Consider the following 24,853-nt stretch of genomic DNA (forward strand, 5'->3'; position numbering starts at 1 on the left):
GGACCCGAGGGCGGCTCTTGACGACTCAGGACGAACGGCCCGGCGGGCTTCCCCGTTCGTCGTCGGGTTCCGTCTCGTCCCAGGTGCGGGTCGAGCGCGGCTCGGTGTACGGCTCTGCCTCCGGCGGATGGCCTCCGGCGATGGCCCGCTGACGGGCGGTCTCGGCGTCGAACTCCAGGCCCAGCAGGATCGCCAGGTTGGTGATCCACAGCCAGACGAGGAAGACGATGACGGCGGCCATGGTCCCGTACGTCTTGTTGTACGAGCCGAAGTTGGCGACGTAGAACGCGAACCCGGCGGAGGCGATCATCCAGATCACCAGAGCCAGGAAGCTGCCCGGGGTGATCCAGCGCCAGCCGCGCACCCGCGCGTTGGGACTGGCCCAGTACAGCAGCGCGATCATCAGGGTGACCAGCAGCACCAGGACGGGCCACTTGGCGATGGACCACACCGTCAGCGCGGTGTCGCCGAGGCCCAGGAGGTCGCCCGCCCGGCGGGCGAGACCGCCGGTGAAGACCACGATCAGCGCGCTGATGATCGCCATGATCATCAGCGCCACGGTCAGCCCCAGACGCACCGGCAGGATCGTCCACACCGGCCGCCCCTCCGGGATGTCGTAGACCGCGTTCGCCGTGCGCATGAACGCCGCCACATAGCCGGAGGCGGACCAGACCGCCAGGACGAGACCGATGATCGCCATGAGGGAACCGGTGCCCGCGTTGCCCTGCAACTGCTCGACGGCCCGGGTGATGATGTCGCGCGCCGCGCCGGGAGCCAGCGACTCCACGTTCTGCAGCAGCCTGTCCGTCGTCGACCGGCCGGAGATGCCGAGCAGCGACACCAGCACCAGCAGCGCCGGGAACAGCGACAGCACCCCGTAGTACGTCAGGGCCGCCGCGCGGTCGGTCAGCTCGTCGTCCTTGAATTCGCGGAGACTGCCCTTGAGCACCGCACGCCAGGCCCCCTTCGGCAGCCGGGTCGGCGACTCGGGAGCCGCCCGCTCCACCTCCGGCCCGGGTCCGGCCTCCTCGGGGGTCGGCCTCCGGCGCTCGTCGTGCCGCTCCTTGTGCCCGGGACGCCCGGGAAGATGCAGCTTCGTCATGAGCCCCGAGTAACCCCCGGACGGGAGGCTCACTCACCGCCCCCGCACATACGACGGTGGGGCACCCCGCAGGATGCCCCACCGTGTACGTCCGTTCCGGCGCCGTCAGTCCTCGGCGACCAGCGCGGGCGTCGACCCCGTGAGGGTCTTGCCCTGGAAGAACGCCGGGCTGCGCCACCGCATCACGTACATGATCACGACGCCCAGGAGGAGCAGACCCACGCCGATCACGAACACCGAGCCCACGCCGAGGACGGAGGAGCCGCTGCCGTACGCCGGGTCCCACATGTCCACCAGCGTCTTGGCGAACACCGCGCTCAGCAGCACGCCGCCGACCAGCGGGAAGAGGCCCTTGAACAGCAGGTCGCGGCCGGAGCGCAGCAGGTCGGCGCGGAAGTACCAGACGCAGGCGAAGGCGGTGAGAGCGTAGTAGAAGCAGATCATCAGGCCGAGGGCGTAGATCGTGTCGACCAGCACGTGCTCGCTGACCAGCGTCATCACCGTGTAGAACACGCCGGTCGCGATACCGGCCATGACCGTGGCGCGGCCCGGGGTGCGGAACCGCTCGTGGACCTTGGCGTAGGAGGCGGGCAGCGCCTCGTACGTCGACATCGCCAGCACCGTACGGGCGACCGGGATGAAGGTGGTCTGCAGGCTCGCCGCGGCGGAGGCGAGGACGGCGACGAAGAGGGCGATGCCCAGTGCCGGGCCCATCACCGGACCGGCCAGCGCCGCGAAGACGTTGTCGGAGGTGTCGGGGTTGGCGAGGCCCAGCCCCTTGTCGCCGGAGCCGACGATCATCTGCGCCGCGACACCCGTGGCCAGGTAGGAGCCGACCAGCACCACCATGGCGAGCAGCGCCGCGCGGCCCGGGGTCTTGGTGCTGCCCGTGGTCTCCTCGTTGGCGGTCAGACAGGCGTCCCAGCCCCAGTACATGAAGATCGACAGGGACAGACCGGCGGTGAAGGCGCCGAACGACTGCACCGCGAAGGGGTTCAGCCAGGACCAGGAGAAGTCGGCCGAGGTCGGGAAGTCGGCGCTGCCGGCCTTGCCGAAGGCCATCACCACGAAGACGGCCAGCACCGCCAGCTGGAGCCCGACCAGCGCGTACTGCACGCCCTTGGTCGCGGTCATCCCGCGGTAGCTGATCACCGTCGCGATGGCGACCAGCGCGAGGCAGGTGACGATGTGCACCGCCTTGTTGCCGTCGAGGGCCGCCACGTCGTCACTGCCGGTGATCTCCCCGGCGAGCAGCCAGAAGTACGACGTCGCCACGCCGGCGAGGTTGGAGAGCACGATGATCGTCGCGATCACCAGACCCCATCCGCACATCCAGCCGACCTTCGGGCCGAAGGCCTTCACCGTCCAGGTGAAGGAGGTGCCGCAGTCCGGCATCACCTTGTTCAGCTCGCGGTAGGCGAAGGCGACGAGCAGCATCGGCAGGAAGCCCGCGAGAAACACCGCCGGCATCTGCAGACCGACCTCGCCCGCGGTGGACCCGAGGGTGGAGGTGAGGCAGTACACCGGGGCCACCGTCGAGACGCCGATCACGGCGCTGCCGAGCAGCCCGACGGAGTTCCCGCTCAGCCCCTTGGCACGCATGCCGTCGGCGGGGCCCCCGTCGTTGTTTCCGGCCAGCGGCCGTACGTCCAGCTGAGTCATGAACAGGACGTTAAGTGCTGCGGTTTTCGCGGCAACGGTCTGTGACATTCAGGTGTCGAAGCTTCATGATCCGCCTATTCGAGGGTGTGGCTGCCGTCACGGCCTGCGTTTCGAAGGGCGTTTTGGGGCGTGGAACTTCTCTTCCAAAACAGTGGAGCTGCTGTTCGATATTCGGTAATCGCAGCCGAGCCCGGAATGCCCGGTTCCAAACCTTCCTGTGTGAACTGCGTCACATGCTTGCGGTGGCCGATATTCGACGTTCGGTAGCGAGGTTGTTCGGCGCCTGTCGGCATCCGGCCATATCGCCTGTCTCGTCCGTACAGATCTTGGTCTCCTGCGCGCAAGCTTCTCCTCGCAGCATCGGCATGTCCTCGACACCGACGAAGGAAGCGCTTGTGAGAACGCACCGCACGCCGCGCAGAGCCGCCACCCTCGCCCTGGGCACCGCCCTGCTCGCCCTGCTGACCGCGGCCCCCGCCGCGGCCGACGACGACCGGGGCCTGCCGACGGTCACGCCCACCAGCGAGACCCCCGCCCTCTACGACGACGAGGCGGGCGGCAACTCGGACGCGGACGACCCGGCGATCTGGCGTAACGCGGCCGACCCCGACCGCAGCCTCGTCATCGCCACCGCCAAGGAAGGCGGCCTGCGGGTGTACGACCTCGACGCCCGCCTCGTGCAGTCGCTGCCCGCCCCGCGCCCGCCCGCCGAGGACGACGCCCCGGGCCGCTTCAACAACGTCGACCTCGTCACCGGCCTGCGCACCTCCACCGGCCGCGCCGACGTCGCCGTGGTCAGCGACCGCGGCAACGACCGCCTGCGGATCTACCGCATCGATCCGGCCAAGCCCGGCGCCCCGCTCACCGACATCACCGACCCGGCCGCCGCCCCGGTCTTCTCCGCCGACCAGGCCGAGATCAACGACCAGCGCACCGCGTACGGCCTCGCCACCTGGCAGGACAAGGCCACCGGCCGCACCTACGCCCTGGTCAGCCGGCGCGAGCGCACCCGCGTCGCGCTCGTCGAACTGACCCCCACGGCGAACGGCACCGTCGGCTACCGCAAGGTCCGCACCCTCGACCTCCCGTCGGCCTTCCGTCTGCCGAACGGCACCACCTGGTCCCCCTGCGCGGAACCCGGCGAGCTGCCCCAGGTCGAGGGCATGGTCGTGGACCCGGCCACCGGCACCCTCTACGCCGGCCAGGAGGACGTCGGCATCTGGCGCGTGCGCGCCGACCTCACCACCACGCCGGTCCTGGTGGACAAGGTCCGCGAGTACGGCGTCCCCGGCGTCTACGACGAGGCCACCGAGGAGTGCACCGCCGGCGCCGACCCCGGCTACGGCGGCGAGCACCTGTCCGCCGACGTCGAGGGCCTGACCCTGTTCCAGGAGCCCGACGGCGACGGCTACCTCCTCGCCTCCAGCCAGGGCGACGACACCTTCGCCCTCTACGACCGCGAGGTGAGCGAGGACAACGAGTACGAGGGCGGCTTCCGCGTCGGCGCCGCCTCCGCCACCCTCGACGGCTCCGAGGAGTGCGACGGCGCCGCCGTCCTCAACGCCCCGCTCGGCAGCCGCTACCCGAACGGCCTGCTGGTCGTCCAGGACGGCCAGGAGACCCCCGAGGTCCCCGACGGCGAGGGCGGCACCCGCACGGCGACCGGCTTCAAGTTCGTCGACCTGGGCGACGTGGTGGACGCCGCGGACATGTGAGGTCCGCCGCAGACACGTGAGGTCCGGGACCGCGGTCACATGACGTCCACCGCGGCGGTGACACGCCGCACGACCGCCGGGCACCGACACGGGCCCGGCGGCCGTCGCGCGGCGCCGGCCCGGACACCTCCGGGGGAAAACGTTTGACGCGTGCCGGTGCGCGGCGGTCGGATGACCACCCATGAGCACCGCGCAGACGCACCCCGACGGGCTCCCGGCGGGCGCCCTCGTCGACGACGGCCTCGTCCGCCGGCTGATCGCCGGCCGGTTCCCGCGCTGGGCCCGGCTGCCGCTGAAGCGGGTTCCGTCCGGCGGCACGGTCAACGCCATGTACCGGCTGGGCGACGACATGGTGGTCCGGCTGCCGCTGGTGGCCGGCGGGGCCGAGGACGTGGCCCGCGAACGGGACTGGCTGCCGCGCCTCGCACCCCTGCTGCCCACGCCCGTCCCGGAAGTGCTCGCGGCCGGCGAGCCCGCCGAGGAGTATCCGTGGCCGTGGTCGGTGTACCGGTGGCTGCCCGGGGAGAACCCCGTGGAAGGAGCCCTGAGCGAACCCGTCCGGCTGGCCGAGGAGCTGGCCGCGTTCGTGGCCGCGATGCGCGGCGTCGGCCTCCCGGGAGCGCCGCCCGCCCATCGCGGCGGGCCACTCGCCTCACTCGACGCCGAGACCCGCGCCGCGATCGAGGAACTGCGCGGCATCCCGGAGGAAGGCGTCGACTGCGACACCGTGACCGCCGTCTGGGACGACGCCCAGCGGGCCCCCGACCGGGACGGGCCGCCGGTGTGGCTGCACGCCGACTTGATGCCGGGCAACCTTCTGATCGCCGGCGGCCGGCCGGTCTCCGTGATCGACTTCGGCTGCATGGGCGTCGGCGACCCCGCCTGCGACCTGTTCCCGGCGTGGAACCTGCTGCCCGCCGGGGCGCGGAAGGTGTTCCGCGACGCCCTCGGCGAGGACGACGCCTCATGGGCCCGCGGGCGGGCGCGCACGCTCTCCCAGGCCCTGATCGCGCTGCCGTACTACCGGAACACCAACCAGGCGATGGCGCGGAACGCCCGCCATGTGATCCGTGAGGTACTGGCGGAGGTCCGGGCCGACGGACGGGGTGACACCTGATCAGGGCCGAACGGCCCTGGTCGACCGGCCCCCGGGGGACGAGGATCCTGGACAGGGGTCCCGCCCTTTCGGGACCAGGACGAGGAGAGAGCGATGGCGGACGGCGAGCGGCCCGGCCCCGGCGGCCCGGTCCGGGTGTTCCTGCTGGACGACCACGAGGTCGTACGGCGCGGGGTACGCGACCTGCTGGACGACGAACCGGACATCGACGTCGTCGGCGAGGCCGCCACCGTCGAACAGGCGCTGGTGCGGGTGCCCGCCCTGCGCCCGCACGTGGCCGTCCTCGACGTCCGCCTCCCCGACGGCGACGGCGTCACCGTCTGCCGGGAACTGCGCTCGGCGATGCCCGGACTGGCATGCCTGATGCTGACCTCCTTCGACGACGAGGAGGCCCTGCTGGACTCGATCATGGCGGGCGCCTCCGGTTACGTCCTGAAGCAGATCCAGGGCTCCGACCTGGTCACCGCGGTCCGCACGGTCGCCCGCGGCCAGTCCCTGCTCGACCCCAGCGCCACCACCCGCCTCATGGCCCGGCTGCGCGGCGCCGAACAGCCGCCGGACGAGCCCGACCCCCTCCCCGACCTCACCGCGCGCGAGCGGGAGATCCTCGCCCTGATCGGCGAGGGACTGACCAACCGCCAGATCGGGCAGCGCCTCTACCTCGCCGAGAAGACCGTCAAGAACCACATCTCCCGCCTCCTCGCGAAGCTGGGCGTCGAACGCCGCATCCAGGCCGCCGTCATCGCCACCCAGGCCCAGGACCGGCTCCGGCCCGGGGACCGCGGAGGCCTCTGAGCCCGGGCACGCCCGCCCCCGCGGGGACGGATACGGTGGCAGAAGAGGGCGTCCGGCCTGGGACGCGACGGCGAACGGCCTGGGAGGGCACACCGGTGGACGCGGAGTCCCGGGAGGCACGCATACGGCTTCCCCAGCTGCGCCTCGACGAGCTGCTGGAGGAGGTGCAGGCCCGGCTCGACGCGGCGCGCGGCACCCGCGACCGGGTGCACAGCCTGCTGGAGGCGGTCCTCTCGGTCGGCCGCGAGCTGGACCTCGAACAGGTCCTGCGCAGCATCGTGCAGGCCGCCGCCGCCCTGGTGGACGCCCGCTACGCGGCCCTCGGCGTGATCGGCCCCGACGGCAGGCGGCTGTCCGACTTCCACACCGTCGGCGTCACCGACGAGCAGATCACCGAGATCGGCAACTTCCCCGAGGGCCACGGCATCCTCGGCGAGCTGATCCGCCGGCCCGAGCCGCTGCGGCTCGCGAAGCTCTCCGAGCATCCCGCCTCGTACGGCCTGCCGCCCCACCACCCGCCGATGAACACCTTCCTCGGCGTCCCCATCCGGGTACGCGACCAGGTCTTCGGCAATCTCTACCTGACCGAGAAGCGGGGCGGCGCGCAGTTCGACGAGGAGGACGAGTCGGTGCTGTCCACCCTGGCCGTGGCGGCCGGCGTGGCCATCGACAACGCCCGCCTGTACGAGGAGTCCCGGCTGCGGGAACGCTGGCTGCGCGCCAGCGCGGAGATCACCCACAGCATCCTGTCCGGCAGCGACCGCGGCGAGGTGCTCGGGCTGATCGCCGAGCGGGCCCGGGAGATCACCGGGGCCGCCCTCGCGGTGGTCGCGGTGCCCGTGGACGACGCCGACTCCCTCACCGTGGAACTGGCCTTCGGGCCGGAGGCCGACATCCACCAGGGCCTGGTTTTGCCCGTGAACGCCGGCCTGATCGGCCGGGCCTTCGCCGGGGCCACGACCGTGACCAGCGCGGACATCACCCAGGACGACCGGGTCTCGGTCGGCCCGCCGCGGTTCGCCGGGCTCGGACCCGCCGTCGCCGTACCCATCGGCAGCGGCGACGGCGTACGCGGTGTGGTGCTGCTGGTCCGGGAGGCGGGCCAGACGCTCTTCACCGAGCAGCAGACCGAGCCGCTGCAGTCGTTCGCCGGCCAGGCCGCGGTCGCCATGGAGCTGGCCGAGCGGCGCCACGACGCCGAGCGGATCGCGGTGCTCCAGGACCGCGACCGCATCGCCCGCGACCTGCACGACCTGGCGATCCAGCGGCTCTTCGCCACCGGAATGACCCTCCAGAGCGCGGGCCGCTTCATCGAGCACCCGGGGGCCGCCGAGCGCGTCACCCGCGCGGTGGACGACCTCGACGAGACCATAAAGATCATCCGCTCCACGATCTTCGGACTCCGCTCCCGGGAGACCGGCGCCGGAACCGGCCTGCGCGCCCGCGCGGTCCGCGTCGCCGGAGAGGCGGCCCCGGTCCTCGGCTTCGCGCCCGGCCTCCGCATGGACGGCCTGCTGGACACCCGCGTCCCCAAGGAGACCGCCGACCACGCGATCGCCGTCCTCTCCGAGGCCCTGGCCAACGTCGCCCGCCACGCCCACGCCGCCCGCGCGGACGTCGTTCTTGCCACCGACGGCCGCGAACTGCGCCTGGAGGTCACCGACGACGGCGTCGGCATCCCGCCCGAGGGCCGCCGCAGCGGCCTGCGCAACATGGCGGAGCGGGCCGAGCACCTGGGTGGCGAACTGACCTGGACGACACCGGCGTCCGGCGGGACGAGTCTGGTGTGGCGGGTGCCGCTGGCGCCCTGAGCCGCCGGCCGCGCACGGCCGGCGGGACGGCGGCGTGCGTCAGGCGGCGTCCGCCTGCCACAGGTCCGGGCCGAACACCTCGTAGCGGACGCGCCGGGCGGGGACTCCGCGCTCCAGCAGCGCGGTCCGCACCGAGCGCATGAACGGCAGCGGGCCGCACAGGTACACGGTGGCGTCCGTGGGGACCGTCACCTCGGAGAGGTCCATCAGACCGGTGCGGGCGTCGGGGTCGGCGAGGCCGGGGCGCTCGTACCAGAACACGGTCTGCGCGTGGGGCAGACGGTCGGCCAGCCGGCGGGTCTCGGCGCGCAGGGCGTGGTCCTCGGGGGAGCGGTCCGCGTGCAGCACGAGCACGGGCCGGTCGGAGCCAGTCGCCGCGAGCCGGTCGAGCATCCCGACCAGGGGAGTGCAGCCGATGCCCGCCGAGACCAGGACGAGCGGGGTGTCGTCCTCGTCCAGGACGATGTCGCCGAACGGCGCGGACAGTGTCAGTTCGTCCCCCACCCGCACGGTCCGGTGCAGCAGGTTCGACACCTCGCCCGCGGGCGCGCCGTCGCCGCCCGCGACCCGCTTGACGGTGATACGGCGCAGCTGGCCCCCCGGGTCGCACGACAGGCTGTACTGGCGCAGCTGGCGCACCCCGTCCGGCATGGTCATCCGCACGCTCACGTACTGCCCGGCCCGGGCCGCCGGCACGGGCTCGCCGCTGGCGGGCCGCAGCAGGAACGACACCACGTCGGGGGTCTCCTCGCGGCGCTCCACGACCGTCCACGGCCGCCATACGCCGCCCGGTTCCACCCCCGCGGCCCGGTAGAGCCGCGCCTCCCGGGCGATCAGCGCACCGGCCATCAGCCAGTACACCTCGTCCCAGGCCGCCGCCACCTCCGGCGTCACCGCGTCACCGAGCACCTCGGCGATCGCGCCGAACAGGTACTTGTGGACGACCGTGTACTGGTCCTCGGTGACGCCGACGGCGGTGTGCTTGTGGGCGATCCGCTCCAGCAGGGCGTCCGGCCGGGTGCCGGGGTCCGCGAGCAGCGCGCTCGCGAAGCCCGCCACCGCTCCGGCCAGGGCCCGGCGCTGGGTTCCGGCGGCCTGGTTGCCGCGGTTGAACATGCCGTCCAGCAGTTCCGGGCGGTCGCGGAACATAGCGCCGTAGAAGCGCTCGGTGATCTCGTCGAGCGCGCCGGACACGGCGGGCAGGGTGGCGCGTAGGACGGCGGCGGACTCTGCGGACAGCATGAAGCCTCCCTGGACGGGACGGAGAAGACACGGGGACGACCGCCGCGAGCGAGCGGCCGGCCGCCCCTGTATAGCAACCGGATCCGAGTATTCCGGGCCGCTGCGGGGCTCCGACCGGCAACGCGGGACCAGCGGCCCCCGACAAAGGGACCTTCGGCCCCCTGACCGAGGGCCGACCGGGCCCGGGGTTGCGGGCGGGGCCTCGGGACGGAGGGGTCACGGGGCCGGGGGCACCCGGGCCGGCCGGCTGCGGTGCTCCCCGCCGCGGGAACTTCTCCCGGCTGCGGTGCTCCCCCCCCGCGGGAACTTCTCCGGCCGCCGCTCGGGCGGAGCCCAACGGCACCCCACTCAGGGCCGCTCGGCCCAAGCCCCCGGCCGTCCCCCTGCCCGAGGCTGGACGCAGGTGCCGTAGAGCGGCGGGTCGGGGGTCCGGCCGCCGCACGAGGAGGTGCAGTCATGACCACCACGACCACGCCCCGTCTGACCCGGTCCCTGCCCGCCGAACACCGGGGCACGCTGATGGCCCTCGCCCGCGAGGTGAGCATTCCGCAGGGCAGCCGGCTGTTCGACGAGGGCGGGCGGGCCGACCGCTTCTGGATCGTCCGCACCGGGACCGTCGCCCTCGACGTACGCGTCCCCGGACGCCGCCCGGCCGTCATCGCGACCCTCGGGTTCGGCGACCTCGTCGGCTGGTCCTGGCTGTTCTCACCGCGCGTCTGGCACATGGGCGCCGAGGCGGTGACGCCGGTACGCGCCTGGGAGTTCGACGCCGGAGCCGTCCGGGAGCTGTTCCGCGCCGATCCGAGGTTCGCGGAGGCGGTCGCGCGCTGGGTCGGCCTGGTGCTCTCCCACCGGCTCCACGCGGCCCGGGTCCGCCTGCTCGAGCTGTACGCCCCCCACGGCAGCGGCATCCCCGGCTGACCGGCCTCGGTCAGGGCCAGACGCCGGTGAAGTCGATCTCCCGGGCCCACTCGGGGTGGTCGATCAGCGGGTTCCGGTTGCCCTGGAGCTGGGCGATGGCCGCGTTGCGGTGCAGCTCGTACTCGGTGACGGCCTCGGTCTCGTGCCAGCGCAGCAGGACGGGCAGCCGGTCCTTCGGGAACTCGCGTTCGGCGTCGCCGACCTCGCGCGGATAGCGGAGCAGGAAGTACAGGGTGGCGCGGGCGGCGGCGCCCTTGCCGTTCTCGGGCTCGAACCCCACGTTCTCGCGCATCCCGCAGTCGTCCCGGACCGCCTCCATGAAGTGCGGGAAGTCGAAGAACGGGAAGTTGCCGCGGAAACTGTTGCAGCCCACCTCGCACGCGAACAGATGGTGCAGGTCGCCCCGCATCGGCTCGCGGTGGGCGAACCACGACTGCGGCACCACGTGCTCGCAGTTGAACGGCATCGACTTCTCCAGAGCGTCGAACTCCGCCGCGAACTCGGCCGGTCCCGCGGTGCTCTCCTGGAGCAGCAGTTCCCGCACGCGGGCCAGCCGGGCCTTCGCGACGGCCGCGTCGGCGCGGATGAGTTCCTCGGCGGTGAAGGTCCGGCCGGAGTAGATGCTGCGCAGCTTGCGGTCCTTGTGCAGGTCGACCCAGGGATACACCATCCTCGTCGGGTCGTAGCGGGGCCGGGGAGTGTGGGTGCTCGTCAGCAGGTCGGTCAGCGCCCGGCGCAGCGCGTCCCCGTCGCCGGTGCGGACGTCCGCGTAGTACGCCTCGCGTGCGGCGGCGTCCGCGGGCCCGTCGTAGTAGGGGCGTTCCTGCGCGAGCCGGTGGTTGAGGAGGGCCGCTTCCGCGCTCCTGTCGACCGACGACGCGATGTCCGCCGGCCCGGCCGGGGGCGGCGGGGGCGCGGTAGTGGGCGCCGTGGGCGGTGGCGGGGCCTCGGTGGTCAGCGCCGGTGAGGGTGCCGGTGCGCGCAGGGTGGCGAGGAGGGTGGCCGGCGGGGACGTGGGGGTGTCGAAGCCCACGGTGATCCGCAGGGGGAGCGTGAGCTGGGCGGTGCCGTCGGTGGTGCGGGCCCGTTCCCGGGCCTGGCCCTCGGTTCCGTCGGTGCCCGGGAGGGTGGGCGTGAGCGGGGGAGCGGGCGTCGGCGTGGTGGGCGCGGGCGGGGGCGGCGCGGTCGTCACCGGGGAGGCGGTGAGCCCGGCGGTGAACACCTCGTCCCGCAGCCGGGCCGCGTCACCGGTCAGCGTCACCTTGTGCAGCGCCTCGAGGACACGGCTGATCCGCACGCCCTCGTTGGCCCGCCACGCCACCTGCTGCTCGCCCATCTCCGGCCGCCACACCGTGCCGTCGACGCTCAGCGGCCGGCCCTCGGCGTCGGTCTTCGGGACGGCCGAGTGGTGCAGCGCGACGACCTCCCACTGGTCGTTGAAAACGGGAGAACCCGACGAACCCTCACGGGTGTCGGACTCGTAGTGCAGGAACCGCTCCAGCACGTCGACGACCTGGTTGTCGCGCAGCGCGATCTGCTTCGGCTCGCCCCTGGGGTGCTGGATGATGTTGACGAACTCCCCGATGACCAGCTTTCCCTGCGCCTCGCTGACGGTCAGCCAGCCGAACGAGGACAGTGACTCGCCCTGGACACCGCGCGGGGCCACCGCCACCACGCTGAAGTCCAGCGCCCGGTCGGTGACGAAGAACCGCTGCGGCTCCAAGGCGAAGACCGCCGGCACCAGCGGTCTGCCGTCGGCGCAGTCCTGGAACGCGAACGCCACCTTGCTGCGGCTCGCCTCCGGTACCCCGCGCAGCACGTGGTTGTTGGTCAGCAGCAGGGACGGGGACACCATGAAGCCGGTGCCGTGACCGCCGCCCGGCCCGCTGATGGTGATCCGGCCGACCGCGCGGGAGACCTCGACACCGGCCTCCAGGAACGCGACGGGCGTGAGGTTGTTGCGCCCGATGAGCCGCTCCAGGCCCAGCACTTCACTGGTGAAGGTCTCCGGGGGCAGTTGCAGGGTGCTTCCCGCGCTGCTCGCGGGCTCCGTCGGCGTCAGCTCGATCGCCCGCACCAGGGACCAGTCGGCGCCGAGCCGCGCCAGCCGCCTCTCGACGCGCTCCGGAGTGTCCGCGTAGAGCACGCCCCGCGTCTCGAGAACGGACTGGTTTCTCTCCCGCTGCCCGGTGCGGTTCGCATAGCGCGCCGCGGCCATCGTCAGTTGCGACAGATAGGCCGACTCTCGTTCGGAAGCGAGTTCCGCCGTGGCCATGATCCGCCTCCTGGCCTGCTGTGATGTGGCGGTCGCGTCCCGGGGACAGGGTTCTTGGGGGAGTCGTGTCCCGAGGACACGGTTCTTGGGGGACAGGCGGGACGGTGTCCGGTGAAGGCGTCGGGTCTGCCGCTCGGGCGCGCGATGGCGGACCGCGCGCCGTTATTCACACAGGTATTCCTCTTATCGATGCTTGCAGATGTGGGAAACGCCCGCAAAAGAGACGGGGGCACCGCGTCGGAAAACCCCGTCGGCCGGCAGCGGCCCGCGATGTGACGCAGTGATCACCGCGGGGCCGCATTGCCGACGTGGATCTTGGGAATGCATCGGCCGCACCTCGCCCCCAGCCCACAACAGGAGCGCCGAACACAGTGAGCACCCAGGCGACACCCACCCCCACACCGACCGCGCCGGTCTGCCCCTGATCGGCCACGCCCACCATCTCGCCCGCACCCCGCTGCCGTTCATCACCTCACTGCGCGAACACGGCAGCGTCGTCCGCATCCACATAGGCCCCACACCGGCCTACGTCGTCACCGACCCCGCCCTCACCCGCCGCGTCCTGGTCACCGACGCCGCCCACTACACCAAGGGCGGCAAGATCATCGACGCGCTGCGGGTGTTCTTCGGCGACGGGCTGGCCACGGTCGCCGACGGCGAAACCCACCTGCGCAACCGGCGTCTGATGCAGCCGATGTTCAACAAGGCCCACATCGCCACCCGCGGCGAGGCCATGATCGCCCAGGTGCGGGAGATGGTCGCCGCCTGGCCGGAGGACCAACCCCGCGACGTCTACGCGGACATGAACGACATCACCCTCGCCGCGTTCCTCGTCGCCCTGTTCGGCACGGACCTCCCGCCGCGGCTGCGGACCGAGTTCACCGCCCTGATGCCCGCCATCATGAAGGGCACCATCCGCCAGACCGTCCTGCCGTCCTGGATCACCCGCTGGTCGAGCACCGGCTGCGCGCCGAACTCGCCGCCGTCTGCCAGGACCGGACCCTGCGCTACGAGGACGTGGAACAACTCACCTACGCGCGCCGGGTGTTGCAGGAGGCCATCCGCAAGTACGGACCCGCGTGGATGGTGACCCGCACCGCCGCCCGGGACATGGACCTCGGCGGCCACCGCATCCCGGCCGGCGCCGACGTCGTATGGAGCCCCTACCTCCACCAGCACGACCCGGCCCACTTCCCCGACGCCGACACCTTTGACCCGGACCGCTGGCCCCCCGAACGCGTCCAGGCCACCCGAGGATCGTTCCTCGCCGGTGAACGACCGCCCCTCCACCGGGACCTGCGGAGCCGAGGCGCCGTGGAGCGCCGGGCGGGGGCACCGGCGTGCCCCCGCCCGGCGGGCCGGTCAGATACCGAAGGCCGCGGCGTAGCGGACGGTGCCGCCGGGCAGCGGGTGCGCGGGGTCGAGGGCGAGGGCCATCAGGGCCTCGTCCGGGACGTCGATGCTCAGCGCGATGCCGTGGGCGGAGGCGCGGGTGAAGCCGAACCGCGGGTAGTAGCCCGGGTGTCCCAGGACGACGACGTACCGCTCGCCCGCGTCCGTGGCCGCGCGCAGGGCGGCGCGGATGGCCGCCGAGCCCGCGCCGGTGCGCTGCCGCTCCGGCCGCACGGCGCACGGGGCGAGGGCGAGGGCCGGAACCTCGCCGATATGACAACGGGTCAGCAGCGCGTGACCGGCGACCCGGCCGCTCTCGTCCTCGGCGACGACGGACAGTCCGTCGATCCACGCGGCCGGGTCGGCGCGCAGGGCGTCGACCAGGTCCGCCTCTTCCGCGGTGGGGAAGGCGGCGAGAAGGATCTCACGGATGGCGGCGGTGTCGCCGGGTGTCTCGGCGCGCGTGATCCAGGAGGTGTCGCTCATGACAGATACGGATCCGTTCCGTAGAAGTGTTCGTGTGACGGTCCTCGCGAGCTCACGCTCCCGGCGAGGACGGACAGGACGGGGTCAGGCCACGACCCGGGACGTGAGCGGGACCCGGACGCCGGACGCGGTGGCCTCGAACGCGGTCATCCGCCTCACCTCCCAGCTCTCTCTTCGCCCCGATCGACACGAACGGCCCCACCGTACAGACCGTCGCCTTCAGCTGCCAAGCGGTTTCACACGGGCCGCCACCGGCACGTGGTCGCTGCCGGTGCCGGGCAGCGCGCGGATACGTCCGACGGTCGCCGCGCGCGCCATGACGTGGTCGATGCGGGCCAGCGGGAAGGCGGCCGGGTAGCTGAAGGCGAAGCCCCGGCGCGGCACGGCCAGCCGCGTGGTCAGCGGGGCGAGGCCACGGTCGTCGACGGTGCCGTTGAGGTCGCCGAGCAGGATCACCGTCCGCAACTCCTCGGCGGCGACGGCATCCCCCAGCAGCCGGGCGCTCTCGTCCCGCGCGGCCGACGCGAGGCCGCTCGCCCGGACCCGGACCGAGGGCAGATGGGCGACGTACGCGGCCAGCTCGCCCTGCGGCGCGCGCACCACGGCCCGCAGCCCCCTGCTCCACGGCTCCGTGATGGTCCGGGGCCTGATGTCCACCGCCCGGACGTCGCGCAGCGGATACCTCGACCAGATTCCGACGGTGCCCCGGACGGCGTGGAAGGGGTAATCGGCGGCGAGGATCCGTTCGTAGACCCCCAGCGCCGGCGGGACCAGCTCCTCGAGCGCCATCAGGTCGGGCCGGGCCCGGGCGAGGGCGCGGGCGGTGCCCGCCGGGTCGGGGTTGTCGTCACCGACGTTGTGCTGCACCACGAGCAGGCCGCGCCCGCCCGTCTCGGCACCGGGCAGCAGCAGCCCGCCGAAGAGATACGTCCACGCCGCCACCGGCAGCAGCGACGCCACGAGGGCCAGGACCGAGCGGCGCAGCAGCGCGAGGCAGAACAGGAGCGCGGCCACCGCACCCAGCCACGGCAGGAACGTTTCCAGCAGACTGCCCATGCGGCCCACGGAGTTGGGTATCGCGCGGTGCAGAAGCAGCAGCCCGGCCGTGAACACCGCGAGCCCGGCGAGCACCCGGCCTTCCCTCGAAACCCGCCACCGCACCCTGCGCCCCCCGCCCCCCGTTTACGACGCGTCGGTCCCGCCCGGCTCCGGCTGCCGGGCTCTGCGCTGGACCTCCGCCTCCACCTTGCTCCGCGGTGTGCCCTCGGCCTCCGCGTGCTCGGTGACGGCCAGTTGCACCTGGCGGGAGAGGTCGCTCCAGGCCCGCCAGGCAGTCTCCCACTCGGTGTGCTGCTCGGCGGCCCACCTGCCCTCGGTCGGCTTGCCGAAGGCGTCCCGGATGCGCTGCATCTCGGCGTATGCGGCATTGGCTGCCCGCTGTAGCTCCACGAGCTCGTCGATGGTGTGTGCCACGCCGGGATCCTATGGGGATCACGGGGCGGTCCCGGCCGCGACACGGGGACGATCCGACCGGGTCCGAGGGGTGTGTATCCGTTCCCCGAACGCGCGAAGTAGCGTGTGAACTGGCTTGCGATCGAGGCGGGGGGAGAGGCGGTCACCACGTGCGTGTGGGCGGGGAACGGACGGTCGGACGGGCACACCGCCCCGCGATGCTCGCGCTCGCGGTCGCCCTCGTCGCCGCGTGCGGAGACGGCCGGGGCGATCCGCCACCGCGCCCGACGGCCGGACCGGCGATCGCCACCTGCGTGACAGCGTCCGGCGGCCTCGTCGCCGACTTCGACGGTGACGGTACGGCCGACCACGCCTCGAAGGCCGACCTCACCGGCGCGGGCCTCACCCTCACCTTCGGCGCGAAGGACGGCGCACGCGACGGCGACACCGCACGCGACGGCGACGGCGAACGAGACGACGACGGTGAAGGCGAACGCGACGCCGACGGCACTACGGTGCGCCCCAGGGACCTCGTAGGCGACCGCGGCGAGGACGCCAAGGACGTGCTCGCCGTCGTCGCCGACTTCGACCGCGACGGCTGGATGGACCTCTTCGTCGCCGCCACCGGCGAGTTCCGGGGCGACGACCCGATCGAGCCGGACGTCTCCGAACTCCGCTTCGGACCGTTCTCGTCGCGCGGGCGCGGACAGAGCGACCGCCACGTCGACCTGAACGAGCCGCGCGCCGTGGCCGTCGCCGACTACGACGGGGACCGGTACCCGGACCTCGCCGCCTACCGCCACCAAGGCGACGGCGTGTACGCGACCGAGGCCCGCCTCGGCGGCGAACACGGCCTCGACCGCAAGCTGGACTCCGGGAACCGGCGGTACGTCGTCGTCGCCGAGGAGACCGACGACCCGACCCCGTCGGCCATGCACCGCGCGGACCTGACGGCCTTTCACCCTCCCTGCACCAACGAGGGGTCGAGATGATCGCCCCATGGACGCAGAGATCGCTCGGGCCGGCACAGTGTCTTCGGCTTCGTCACCCCGGACGCGACCAGTTACGGCGCATCTGATCACCGTCCGGGACGACGCCCGGGGTACGGGCTCGGGCGGCGTCTGTACGCGCGTTCGAACAGGCCGCGCGGCGGCAGGGCGCACGGCGGCTGAAGGCCATCCCGTCCATCGGGAACACCGGCTCCGTCGCCTTCCATCGCAGCCTCGGCTTCGAGGCCCGGATCGTGGAGGACTACGACGGCCCCGGCCGCACCATGGTCGTCTTCGAACGGCCGTTGCCCGCGGCGTCCTGAGCCCGCGGGCAGTGCCGCCGGGGCGGGCGGACGGCTGAACCGCCCGTCGCAACACAACCGTTGCACAACGCCGGGTGCGGCGTCCGCGCCGCAGGTCACGCGCCGTGCCGTCGGCTTCCGCGAGGGCGGCGCCCCGGCGATCGACGGCGCCCGGCGCGACATACCCGCCCCCGAGACCTTGACGCGCTCTCCGCGCGGCTATTAACTCACGCCATAAATTAAGTCGGTACGGCGACCTGTCGCGGGGCGCTCGCCGTGCCGGTTCGCCACGCCGTTTCCCCGGAAGGGTCCCAGGAGCATGCGCAGACTCAGAGCCGCACTCACCGGTGCCGTCACCTTGTCCCTCGCGCTCACCGCCACGGCCTGCGGCGGTGGCAGCGCGACCGGTGAGGGCTCCAACGACTCGCCGAAGACCCTCACGTACTGGGCCTCCAACCAGGGCGCGAGCATCGAGGTCGACAAGAAGGTCCTCCAGCCGGAACTCGACAAGTTCGAGAAGCGGACCGGCATCAAGGTGGAACTGGAGGTCGTGCCCTGGTCGGATCTGCTGAACCGGATCCTCACCGCCACCACCTCCGGCCAGGGCCCGGACGTCCTCAACATCGGCAACACATGGTCGGCGTCCCTGCAGTCGACCGGCGCGCTGCTGCCGTGGGACGAGAAGAACTTCGCGAAGATCGGCGGCAGGGACCGCTTCGTCGACTCCGCGCTCGGCTCGACCGGTGTATCCGGCGAGGACCCGGCCGCGGTGCCGCTGTACTCGATGGCGTACGCCCTCTACTACAACAAGAAGATCTTCGCCGACGCCGGCATAGCCCGGCCGCCCGCCACCTGGGCCGAGCTGGTCGACGCCGGGAAGAAGATCCAGAAGCAGGGCAAGCAGGTCCTCGGTGCCGAGGGCGCCAACGTCGCGGAGAACATCCACCACGTCTTCGTCTTCGCCAAGCAGCACGGCGCCGACTTCTTCACCCCCGACGGCAAGCCGGACTTCACCAACGAGGGCGTGGTCAAGGCCGTCGAGCAGTACGTCGACCTGATGGCCGAGGACGAGGTCATCCCGGCGGGCAACGCCGAGTACGCCCAGAACCAGTCCGTCAGCGACTTCGCCAAGGGCCGTACCGCGATGCTGCTGTGGCAGTCCGCCTCCGCCAACCTGAAGTCGCAGGGCATGAGCGAGGACGCCTACGGCGTCGCCCCCGTGCCCGTGCAGTCCGGCGCCCCGGGCAGCGGCACCCAGGTCAACTCGATGGTCGCCGGTATCAACCTCGCCGTCTTCAAGAACACCGACAACCTCGACGGCGCCACCGAGTTCGTGAAGTTCATGACCAGCGACGAGGAGCAGAAGATCCTCAACAAGGCCTACAGCACCATCCCGCCGGTCAAGGCCGCCCAGTCCGACCCCGCCTTCGACACCCCCGCGAACACCGTCCTGAAGGACACCCTCGCGCGCAGCGCCGCCGCCCTGCCCCAGGTGCCCGACGAGTCGCAGTTCGAGACGGCGGTCGGTACGGCCGTCAAGGAGCTGTTCGCGGACGCCGCCGCCGGCCGCCCGGTGACCGCGGAGTCGGTGAAGGCGAAGCTGGAGAAGGCCCAGCAGCAGATGCCGGCGAAGTGAGCGCGATGACCACCACCACCGCCGAGCAGGCGGTGCGCGAGAGCACCCCCGGTGCGGCGCCTCCGGGCACTCCCCGCCGCCGCACCGGGCGGCTCCGCCGCATCGGACTGCCGTATCTGCTCCTGCTGCCCGCCCTCGTCCTCGAACTCCTCGTCCACCTGGTGCCGATGGCCGTCGGCATCGTGATGAGCTTCAAACAGCTCACCCAGTTCCACATCCGCGACTGGGGCGCCGCCCCCTGGTCCGGCCTCGACAACTACACGGTGTCCGTCGACTTCGACGCCCCGGTCGGCGAGGCCCTGCTGCACTCCTTCCTCGTCACCGTGGGCTTCACCCTGCTGTCGGTCGGCCTGTGCTGGCTGATCGGCACGGCCGCGGCGATCTGCCTCCAGGACGCCTTCCGCGGCCGGGGCCTGCTGCGCGCGCTCTTCCTCGTGCCGTACGCGCTGCCCGTCTACACGGCGGTCATCACCTGGGTGTTCATGTTCCAGCACGACAACGGCCTGGTGAACCACGTCCTGCACGACCAGTTCGGCCTCACCGACAAGCCGTCCTTCTGGCTCATCGGCGACAACAGCTTCTGGGCGCTGCTGACCGTCTCGGTGTGGAAGGGCTGGCCGTTCGCCTTCCTCATCGTGATGGCCGGATTGCAGAACATCCCACGGGAGCTGTACGAGGCCGCCGCCCTGGACGGTGCCGGGACGTGGCAGCAGATCCGCCGCATCACCCTGCCGTCGCTGCGCCCCGTCAACCAGGTGCTGGTGCTGGTGCTGTTCCTGTGGACGTTCAACGACTTCAACACGCCGTACGTCCTGTTCGGCAAGGCCGCCCCGCAGGCCGCGGACCTCATCTCGGTCCACATCTACCAGGCGTCCTTCGTGACCTGGAACTTCGGCACGGGCTCGGCGATGTCCGTTCTGCTGCTGCTCTTCCTGCTGGTCGTGACGGGCGTCTACCTGGCCGTCACCTCGCGCGGACGGAGGACCGCCGATGCCTAACCCGACGACCGCCAAGGCCAAGGCCACGGCCACGGCCACCGGCACGGTCACGGCCACCGCCACCGGCCGGACCCGCAGGTCGCCCATGGCGCCGCCCCGTTCGTTCCTGTGGACCCGGCGGATCTTCCTCACCCTGCTCGCCGGCTTCGTGCTCGTGCCGGTGTACGTCATGGTGTCCAGCTCGCTCAAGCCGCTCGCGGACGTCTCGGGGCAGTTCCGCTGGCTGCCCAGCGGCCTGACGATCCGGCCGTACATCGACATCTGGTCGACGGTGCCGCTCGCCCGGTACTTCGTGAACTCCCTGATCGTGGCGGGCGCGGCCACGGTGTGCTCGGTGGTCATCGCCGTGTTCGCGGCGTACGCCGTCAGCCGCTACTCGTTCCGCGGCAGGCGCGTGTTCACGGTGACCGTGCTCTCCACGCAGATGTTCCCCGGGATCCTCTTCCTGCTGCCGCTGTTCCTGCTCTACGTCAACATCGGCAACGCCACCGGCATCGCCCTGTTCGGATCGCGCGGCGGGCTGATCCTCACCTATCTGACCTTCTCGCTGCCGTTCTCGATCTGGATGCTCATCGGGTACTTCGACTCCATCCCGCGCGACCTGGACGAGGCCGCCAAGGTCGACGGATGCGGCCCGGTCGGCGCGCTCTTCCGGGTGATCGTCCCGGCGGCGGTGCCCGGAATCGTCGCGGTCGCCGTCTACGCCTTCATGACCGCCTGGGGCGAGGTCCTCTTCGCCTCCGTCATGACGAACGACACCACCCGCACCCTCGCCGTCGGCCTCCAGGGCTACTCCACGCTCAACGACGTGTACTGGAACCAGATCATGGCCGCCTCCCTCGTGGTGAGCGTCCCGGTCGTCGCCGGATTCCTGCTCCTGCAGCGGTATCTGATCACCGGCCTGACGGCGGGCGCCGTGAAGTAGTGAACGCGGCGCCGTAGCAGAGCACCGGCCCAAGGCCCCCGCACCCGCCTCCTGCCTCCCTCCCGAAAGGTTCTCCGTGTCCGAATCCGCAGCCCCGCACGCCCTCGACCTGGCGGCCTTCCCCGCCGACTTCACCTGGGGCACCGCGACATCCGCCTACCAGATCGAGGGCGCGGTGGCCGAGGACGGCCGCGCCCCGTCCATCTGGGACACCTTCAGCCACACCCCCGGCAACGTCGACAACGACGACCACGGCGACATGGCCTGCGACCACTACCACCGCTGGCCCGAGGACATCGCCCTGATGAAGCAACTGGGCACCAACGGCTACCGGATGTCCGTGGCCTGGCCCCGGGTCGTGCCCGGCGGCGACGGACCCGTCAACCCGGCGGGCCTCGACTTCTACGACCGGCTCGTCGACGCCCTGCTCGCCGCCGGCATCACCCCGTCGGTCACCCTCTACCACTGGGACCTGCCCCAGGCCCTCCAGGACCGCGGCGGCTGGACGCGACGCGACACCGCCGAACACCTCGCGGCCTACGCCTCCGTCGTCGCGGACCGGCTCGGCGACCGGGTCACCCAGTGGGCCACCCTCAACGAGCCGCTGTGCTCCGGCTGGATCGGCCACCTGGAGGGCAGGATGGCTCCCGGCCTGACCGACCTCACCGCAGCCGTCCACGCCTCCTACCACCTCCTGCTCGCCCACGGCCTGGCCGTCCAGGCGGTGCGCGCCGCCGCCCCCGGCGCCCGGATCGGCCTGGTCACCAACCACTCCACCGTCGAACCGGCCTCCGCCCGTCCCGAGGACGCCGCCGCGGCCGTCCGTCTCGACGGCCACACCAACCGCTGGTGGCTCGACCCGGTCCACGGCCGCGGCTTCCCCGCCGACATGCGCGATCTGTACGGCGTCGAACTGCCCGAACGCCCCGGCGACCTGGAGGTGATGGCGACCCCGACCGACTGGCACGGCCTCAACTACTACTTCCCGGCGGTGGTCGCCGACGACCCCGAGGGGCCCGTTCCGTACGCCCGCGAGATCAAGGTGCCGGGCGTGCCGCGCTCCGGCATGGACTGGCCGGTCGACGCGGCGGGCCTGGAGGGCATGCTGCTGCGGCTGACCGAGGACTACGGGGTACGCCGCATCCTCGTCACCGAGAACGGCTCCGCCTACCCGGACACCGTCGCAGCCGACGGCACCGTCCACGACCCCGAGCGCATCCGCTACCTGGAGGACCACCTTGCCGCCTGTGCCCGCGCGCTGCGCAAGGGCGTCCCGCTGGCCGGGTACTACGCGTGGTCCCTGCTGGACAACTTCGAGTGGGCGTACGGCTACGACAAGCGGTTCGGCCTGGTCCACGTGGACTACACGACGCAGAAGCGCACCGTGAAGAGCAGTGGCCGTCGCTACGCGGAGATCATCCGCGCCCACCGCGAGGCCGTGTCCTGAGCGGACGGGCCGCCGCGCGCGCCCCCGCACACCCGCTGCCACCAGCACCAACGGCAGCGGGTCGGTCGCGTTGCAACCGGCCGCGAGGAAGCTGAAGAAGGCTTAAGGCAAGCCTAAAGAAAAGTGTGCCGCGATGCTTGACCGTTCACCGACAGGGCGGCAAGGTTCCCGGAGAGCGCTCTCTCAACTCTCCTTCTCCCCTCCCCACTTGAGGAGCCCCCCATGCCATCAGCAGCCAGACGCGCCACCGTCGGCGCCCTGGTCTCGACCCTGCTCGGCACACTGCTCTCGCTCGTCCCGGCGACCACCGCCCACGCCGAGCCCGTCCTGCTCTCCCAGGGCAGGCAGGCCACGGCCTCCTCCACCGAGGCGGCGGCCTTCGCCGCGTCCGCCGCGGTGGACGGCAACCTGACGAGCACTCGGTGGTCGAGCCAGTGGAGCGACAACCAGTGGTTCCAGGTGGACCTGGGCCGCAGCGCCCAGATCAGCCGCATCGTGCTGACCTGGGAAGCGGCGTACGGCAAGGCCTACGACATCCAGCTGTCCGACAACGGCACCGACTGGCGCACCGTCAGGTCGGTGACGGCGGGCGACGGCGGCACCGACGACCTCGCGGTCTCCGGCACCGGCCGCTACGTCCGCCTCCAGGGCGTCACCCGCGCCACCGGCTACGGCTACTCCCTCTGGGAGTTCCAGGTCTACGGCAGCACCGGCGACACCCCCCAGCTCCCCGGCGGCGGCGACCTCGGCCCCAACGTGCACGTCATCGACCCGTCCACCCCCGACATCCAGGGCAAGCTCGACGCGGTCTTCAAGCAGCAGGAGTCCGCGCAGTTCGGCACCGGCCGGCACGCGTTCCTCTTCAAGCCGGGCACCTACAACAACCTCAACGCCCAGATCGGCTTCTACACCCAGATCGCGGGCCTCGGCCTGAAGCCCGACGACACCCTCATCAACGGTGACATCACCGTCGACGCGGGCTGGTTCAACGGCAACGCCACCCAGAACTTCTGGCGCGGTGCCGAGAACCTCGCGGTCAACCCGGTCAACGGCACCAACCGCTGGGCGGTCTCCCAGGCCTCGTCCTTCCGCCGGATGCACGTCAAGGGCGGCCTCAACCTCGCCCCGAACGGCTACGGCTGGGCCAGCGGCGGCTACATCGCCGACTCGAAGATCGACGGCCAGGTCGGCAACTACTCGCAGCAGCAGTGGTACACCCGGGACAGCTCGATCGGCGGCTGGTCCAACTCCGTGTGGAACCAGGTCTTCTCCGGCGTCGAGGGCGCTCCGGCGAACAGCTTCCCCGAGCCGCGTTACACCACCCTCGCCACCACCCCGATCTCCCGCGAGAAGCCGTTCCTCTACCTCGACGGCAACGAGTACAAGGTGTTCGCGCCCGCCAAGCGCACGAACGCCCGCGGCACCACCTGGGCGAGCGGCACCCCGCAGGGCCAGTCCATCCCGCTCAGCCGCTTCTACGTCGTCAAGCCCGGCACCACCGCCGCCACCATCAACCAGGCGCTCGCGCAGGGCCTGCACCTGCTGTTCACGCCCGGTGTCTACCACGTCGACCGGACGATCGAGATCAACCGGCCCGACACCATCGTGCTCGGCCTGGGCCTCGCCACCATCATCCCGGACAACGGCGTGACCGCCCTGCGCGTCGCCGACGTGGACGGCGTACGCCTCGCCGGCTTCCTCATCGACGCCGGACCGGTCAACTCGCCCACCCTGCTGGAGGTGGGTCCGCAGAACGCCTCCGCCGACCACTCCGCCAACCCCACCACCGTCCAGGACGTCTACATCCGCATCGGCGGCGCGGGCGCCGGCAAGGCCACCACCAGCATGGTCGTCAACAGCGACGACACCATCATCGACCACACCTGGGTATGGCGCGCCGACCACGGCGACGGCGTCGGCTGGGAGACCAACCGCGCCGACTACGGCGTCCGCGTCAACGGCGACGACGTCCTGGCCACCGGCCTGTTCGTCGAGCACTTCAACAAGTACGACGTCGAGTGGTACGGCGAGCGCGGACGCACCGTCTTCTTCCAGAACGAGAAGGCGTACGACGCCCCCAACCAGGCCGCCATCCAGAACGGCACCACCAAGGGCTACGCCGCCTACCGTGTCGACGACTCGGTGAACACCCACGAGGGCTGGGGCATGGGCAGCTACTGCTACTACAACGTCGACCCGACGATCCGCCAGGACCACGGATTCAAAGCCCCGGTGAAGCCCGGCGTGAAGTTCCACAGCCTGCTCACCGTCTCCCTCGGCGGCAACGGCCACTTCGAACACGTCATCAACGACGTCGGCGCTCCCACCCAGGGCACCGAGACCATCCCGTCGACCGTCGTCTCCTTCCCCTGACGGTCCTCACCCCGGGACGCGCCGCCCACCCGCGGCGCGTCCCGTCGACGCACCGACTGGTGGCAGGCGGCCGAGCCGGCCTGCGTCGAGCTTGTTGGCCGGCCGCTCGGCGGTGGTTCCCTCCTCGCAGAGGCCGGCGTAGCGGCCGACGGGCCGACCGTGACCGCCTTCGCGCTGTCCCCGAACGCCCCTGAGCGGTCCCCGACCCGACCC

General features: G+C 71.9%; 18 protein-coding genes and 2 pseudogenes. 13 read left to right on the plus strand and 7 right to left on the minus strand.

What is annotated here, in order from left to right:
• Positions 1–25: 25 nt before the first annotated feature.
• Both ACIG0D_RS12505 and ACIG0D_RS12510 read right to left on the minus strand, forming a co-directional pair.
• Entirely contained in the window at positions 26–1,102 is a 1,077-nt protein-coding gene (locus tag ACIG0D_RS12505) for a YihY/virulence factor BrkB family protein (RefSeq protein ID WP_399799100.1), read from the minus strand.
• A gap of 105 nt (positions 1,103–1,207) precedes the next feature.
• A complete protein-coding gene (locus ACIG0D_RS12510) occupies positions 1,208–2,764 on the minus strand; it encodes an APC family permease (protein WP_399799102.1) in 1,557 nt (518 codons plus the stop codon).
• A 395-nt stretch (positions 2,765–3,159) separates the two neighbouring features.
• On the opposite strand from ACIG0D_RS12510, the gene ACIG0D_RS12515 reads away from it, so the two are divergent.
• From ACIG0D_RS12515 to ACIG0D_RS12530, 4 genes are all read left to right on the plus strand, one after another.
• Complete coding sequence (locus ACIG0D_RS12515) at positions 3,160–4,479, plus strand: phytase (protein ID WP_399799105.1); 1,320 nt, start codon at positions 3,160–3,162, stop codon at positions 4,477–4,479.
• 181 nt (positions 4,480–4,660) lie between these two features.
• Positions 4,661–5,596 (plus strand): aminoglycoside phosphotransferase family protein, encoded by a 936-nt coding sequence (locus ACIG0D_RS12520; RefSeq protein WP_399799108.1) that lies wholly within the window; start codon positions 4,661–4,663, stop codon positions 5,594–5,596.
• 93 nt (positions 5,597–5,689) lie between these two features.
• Positions 5,690–6,391 (plus strand): response regulator, encoded by a 702-nt coding sequence (locus ACIG0D_RS12525; protein ID WP_399799110.1) that lies wholly within the window; start codon positions 5,690–5,692, stop codon positions 6,389–6,391.
• Between the two features lie 95 nt (positions 6,392–6,486).
• A complete protein-coding gene (locus tag ACIG0D_RS12530; protein ID WP_399799113.1) occupies positions 6,487–8,202 on the plus strand; it encodes a GAF domain-containing protein in 1,716 nt (571 codons plus the stop codon).
• Between the two features lie 39 nt (positions 8,203–8,241).
• Here ACIG0D_RS12530 and ACIG0D_RS12535 read toward each other — a convergent pair whose 3' ends face one another.
• A complete protein-coding gene (locus ACIG0D_RS12535; protein ID WP_399799116.1) occupies positions 8,242–9,444 on the minus strand; it encodes a globin domain-containing protein in 1,203 nt (400 codons plus the stop codon).
• 456 nt (positions 9,445–9,900) lie between these two features.
• On the opposite strand from ACIG0D_RS12535, the gene ACIG0D_RS12540 reads away from it, so the two are divergent.
• Positions 9,901–10,365, plus strand: a complete 465-nt coding sequence (locus ACIG0D_RS12540; RefSeq protein WP_399799119.1) for a Crp/Fnr family transcriptional regulator — start codon at positions 9,901–9,903, stop codon at positions 10,363–10,365.
• A 10-nt stretch (positions 10,366–10,375) separates the two neighbouring features.
• On the opposite strand, the gene ACIG0D_RS12545 is transcribed toward ACIG0D_RS12540, so the two are convergent.
• The gene (locus tag ACIG0D_RS12545) at positions 10,376–12,640 is read right to left on the minus strand and encodes an endonuclease (protein WP_399799121.1); all 2,265 of its coding nucleotides are present in this window, start codon (positions 12,638–12,640) and stop codon (positions 10,376–10,378) included.
• Between the two features lie 199 nt (positions 12,641–12,839).
• Here ACIG0D_RS12545 and ACIG0D_RS12550 point away from each other — a divergent pair.
• A pseudogene (locus ACIG0D_RS12550) lies at positions 12,840–13,433 on the plus strand (cytochrome P450); the annotation flags it as partial.
• Between the two features lie 170 nt (positions 13,434–13,603).
• Positions 13,604–13,825: pseudogene (locus tag ACIG0D_RS12555) on the plus strand (cytochrome P450); the annotation flags it as partial.
• Between the two features lie 177 nt (positions 13,826–14,002).
• Here the strand turns inward: ACIG0D_RS12555 and ACIG0D_RS12560 are convergent.
• The 3 genes from ACIG0D_RS12560 to ACIG0D_RS12570 all read right to left on the minus strand — a co-directional run bounded on the left by ACIG0D_RS12560 (position 14,003) and on the right by ACIG0D_RS12570 (position 15,991).
• Positions 14,003–14,518, minus strand: a complete 516-nt coding sequence (locus tag ACIG0D_RS12560) for a GNAT family N-acetyltransferase (protein WP_399799124.1) — start codon at positions 14,516–14,518, stop codon at positions 14,003–14,005.
• 219 nt (positions 14,519–14,737) lie between these two features.
• Complete coding sequence (locus ACIG0D_RS12565; protein WP_399799126.1) at positions 14,738–15,649, minus strand: endonuclease/exonuclease/phosphatase family protein; 912 nt, start codon at positions 15,647–15,649, stop codon at positions 14,738–14,740.
• Between the two features lie 51 nt (positions 15,650–15,700).
• Positions 15,701–15,991: a hypothetical protein gene (locus ACIG0D_RS12570; RefSeq protein WP_365766366.1), complete on the minus strand. Its 291-nt coding sequence runs from the start codon at positions 15,989–15,991 to the stop codon at positions 15,701–15,703.
• 197 nt (positions 15,992–16,188) lie between these two features.
• Between ACIG0D_RS12570 and ACIG0D_RS12575 the strand changes: the two genes are divergently transcribed.
• The 6 genes from ACIG0D_RS12575 (at position 16,189) to ACIG0D_RS12600 (ending at position 24,640) form a co-directional block, all read left to right on the plus strand.
• Positions 16,189–16,962: a hypothetical protein gene (locus ACIG0D_RS12575; RefSeq protein ID WP_399799128.1), complete on the plus strand. Its 774-nt coding sequence runs from the start codon at positions 16,189–16,191 to the stop codon at positions 16,960–16,962.
• Positions 16,963–17,580: 618 nt separating this feature from the next.
• The gene (locus ACIG0D_RS12580) at positions 17,581–18,897 is read left to right on the plus strand and encodes an ABC transporter substrate-binding protein (protein ID WP_399799131.1); all 1,317 of its coding nucleotides are present in this window, start codon (positions 17,581–17,583) and stop codon (positions 18,895–18,897) included.
• 5 nt (positions 18,898–18,902) lie between these two features.
• Entirely contained in the window at positions 18,903–19,895 is a 993-nt protein-coding gene (locus tag ACIG0D_RS12585) for a carbohydrate ABC transporter permease (RefSeq protein ID WP_399799134.1), read from the plus strand.
• An 85-nt stretch (positions 19,896–19,980) separates the two neighbouring features.
• Complete coding sequence (locus ACIG0D_RS12590; protein ID WP_399799300.1) at positions 19,981–20,820, plus strand: carbohydrate ABC transporter permease; 840 nt, start codon at positions 19,981–19,983, stop codon at positions 20,818–20,820.
• 76 nt (positions 20,821–20,896) lie between these two features.
• A complete protein-coding gene (locus ACIG0D_RS12595) occupies positions 20,897–22,267 on the plus strand; it encodes a GH1 family beta-glucosidase (RefSeq protein WP_399799137.1) in 1,371 nt (456 codons plus the stop codon).
• A gap of 222 nt (positions 22,268–22,489) precedes the next feature.
• Positions 22,490–24,640: a discoidin domain-containing protein gene (locus tag ACIG0D_RS12600; protein WP_399799140.1), complete on the plus strand. Its 2,151-nt coding sequence runs from the start codon at positions 22,490–22,492 to the stop codon at positions 24,638–24,640.
• The last annotated feature ends 213 nt before the right edge of the window (positions 24,641–24,853 follow it).

Source organism: Streptomyces sp. NPDC052773 (assembly GCF_044547145.1).
Classification (GTDB): Bacteria; Actinomycetota; Actinomycetes; order Streptomycetales; family Streptomycetaceae; genus Streptomyces.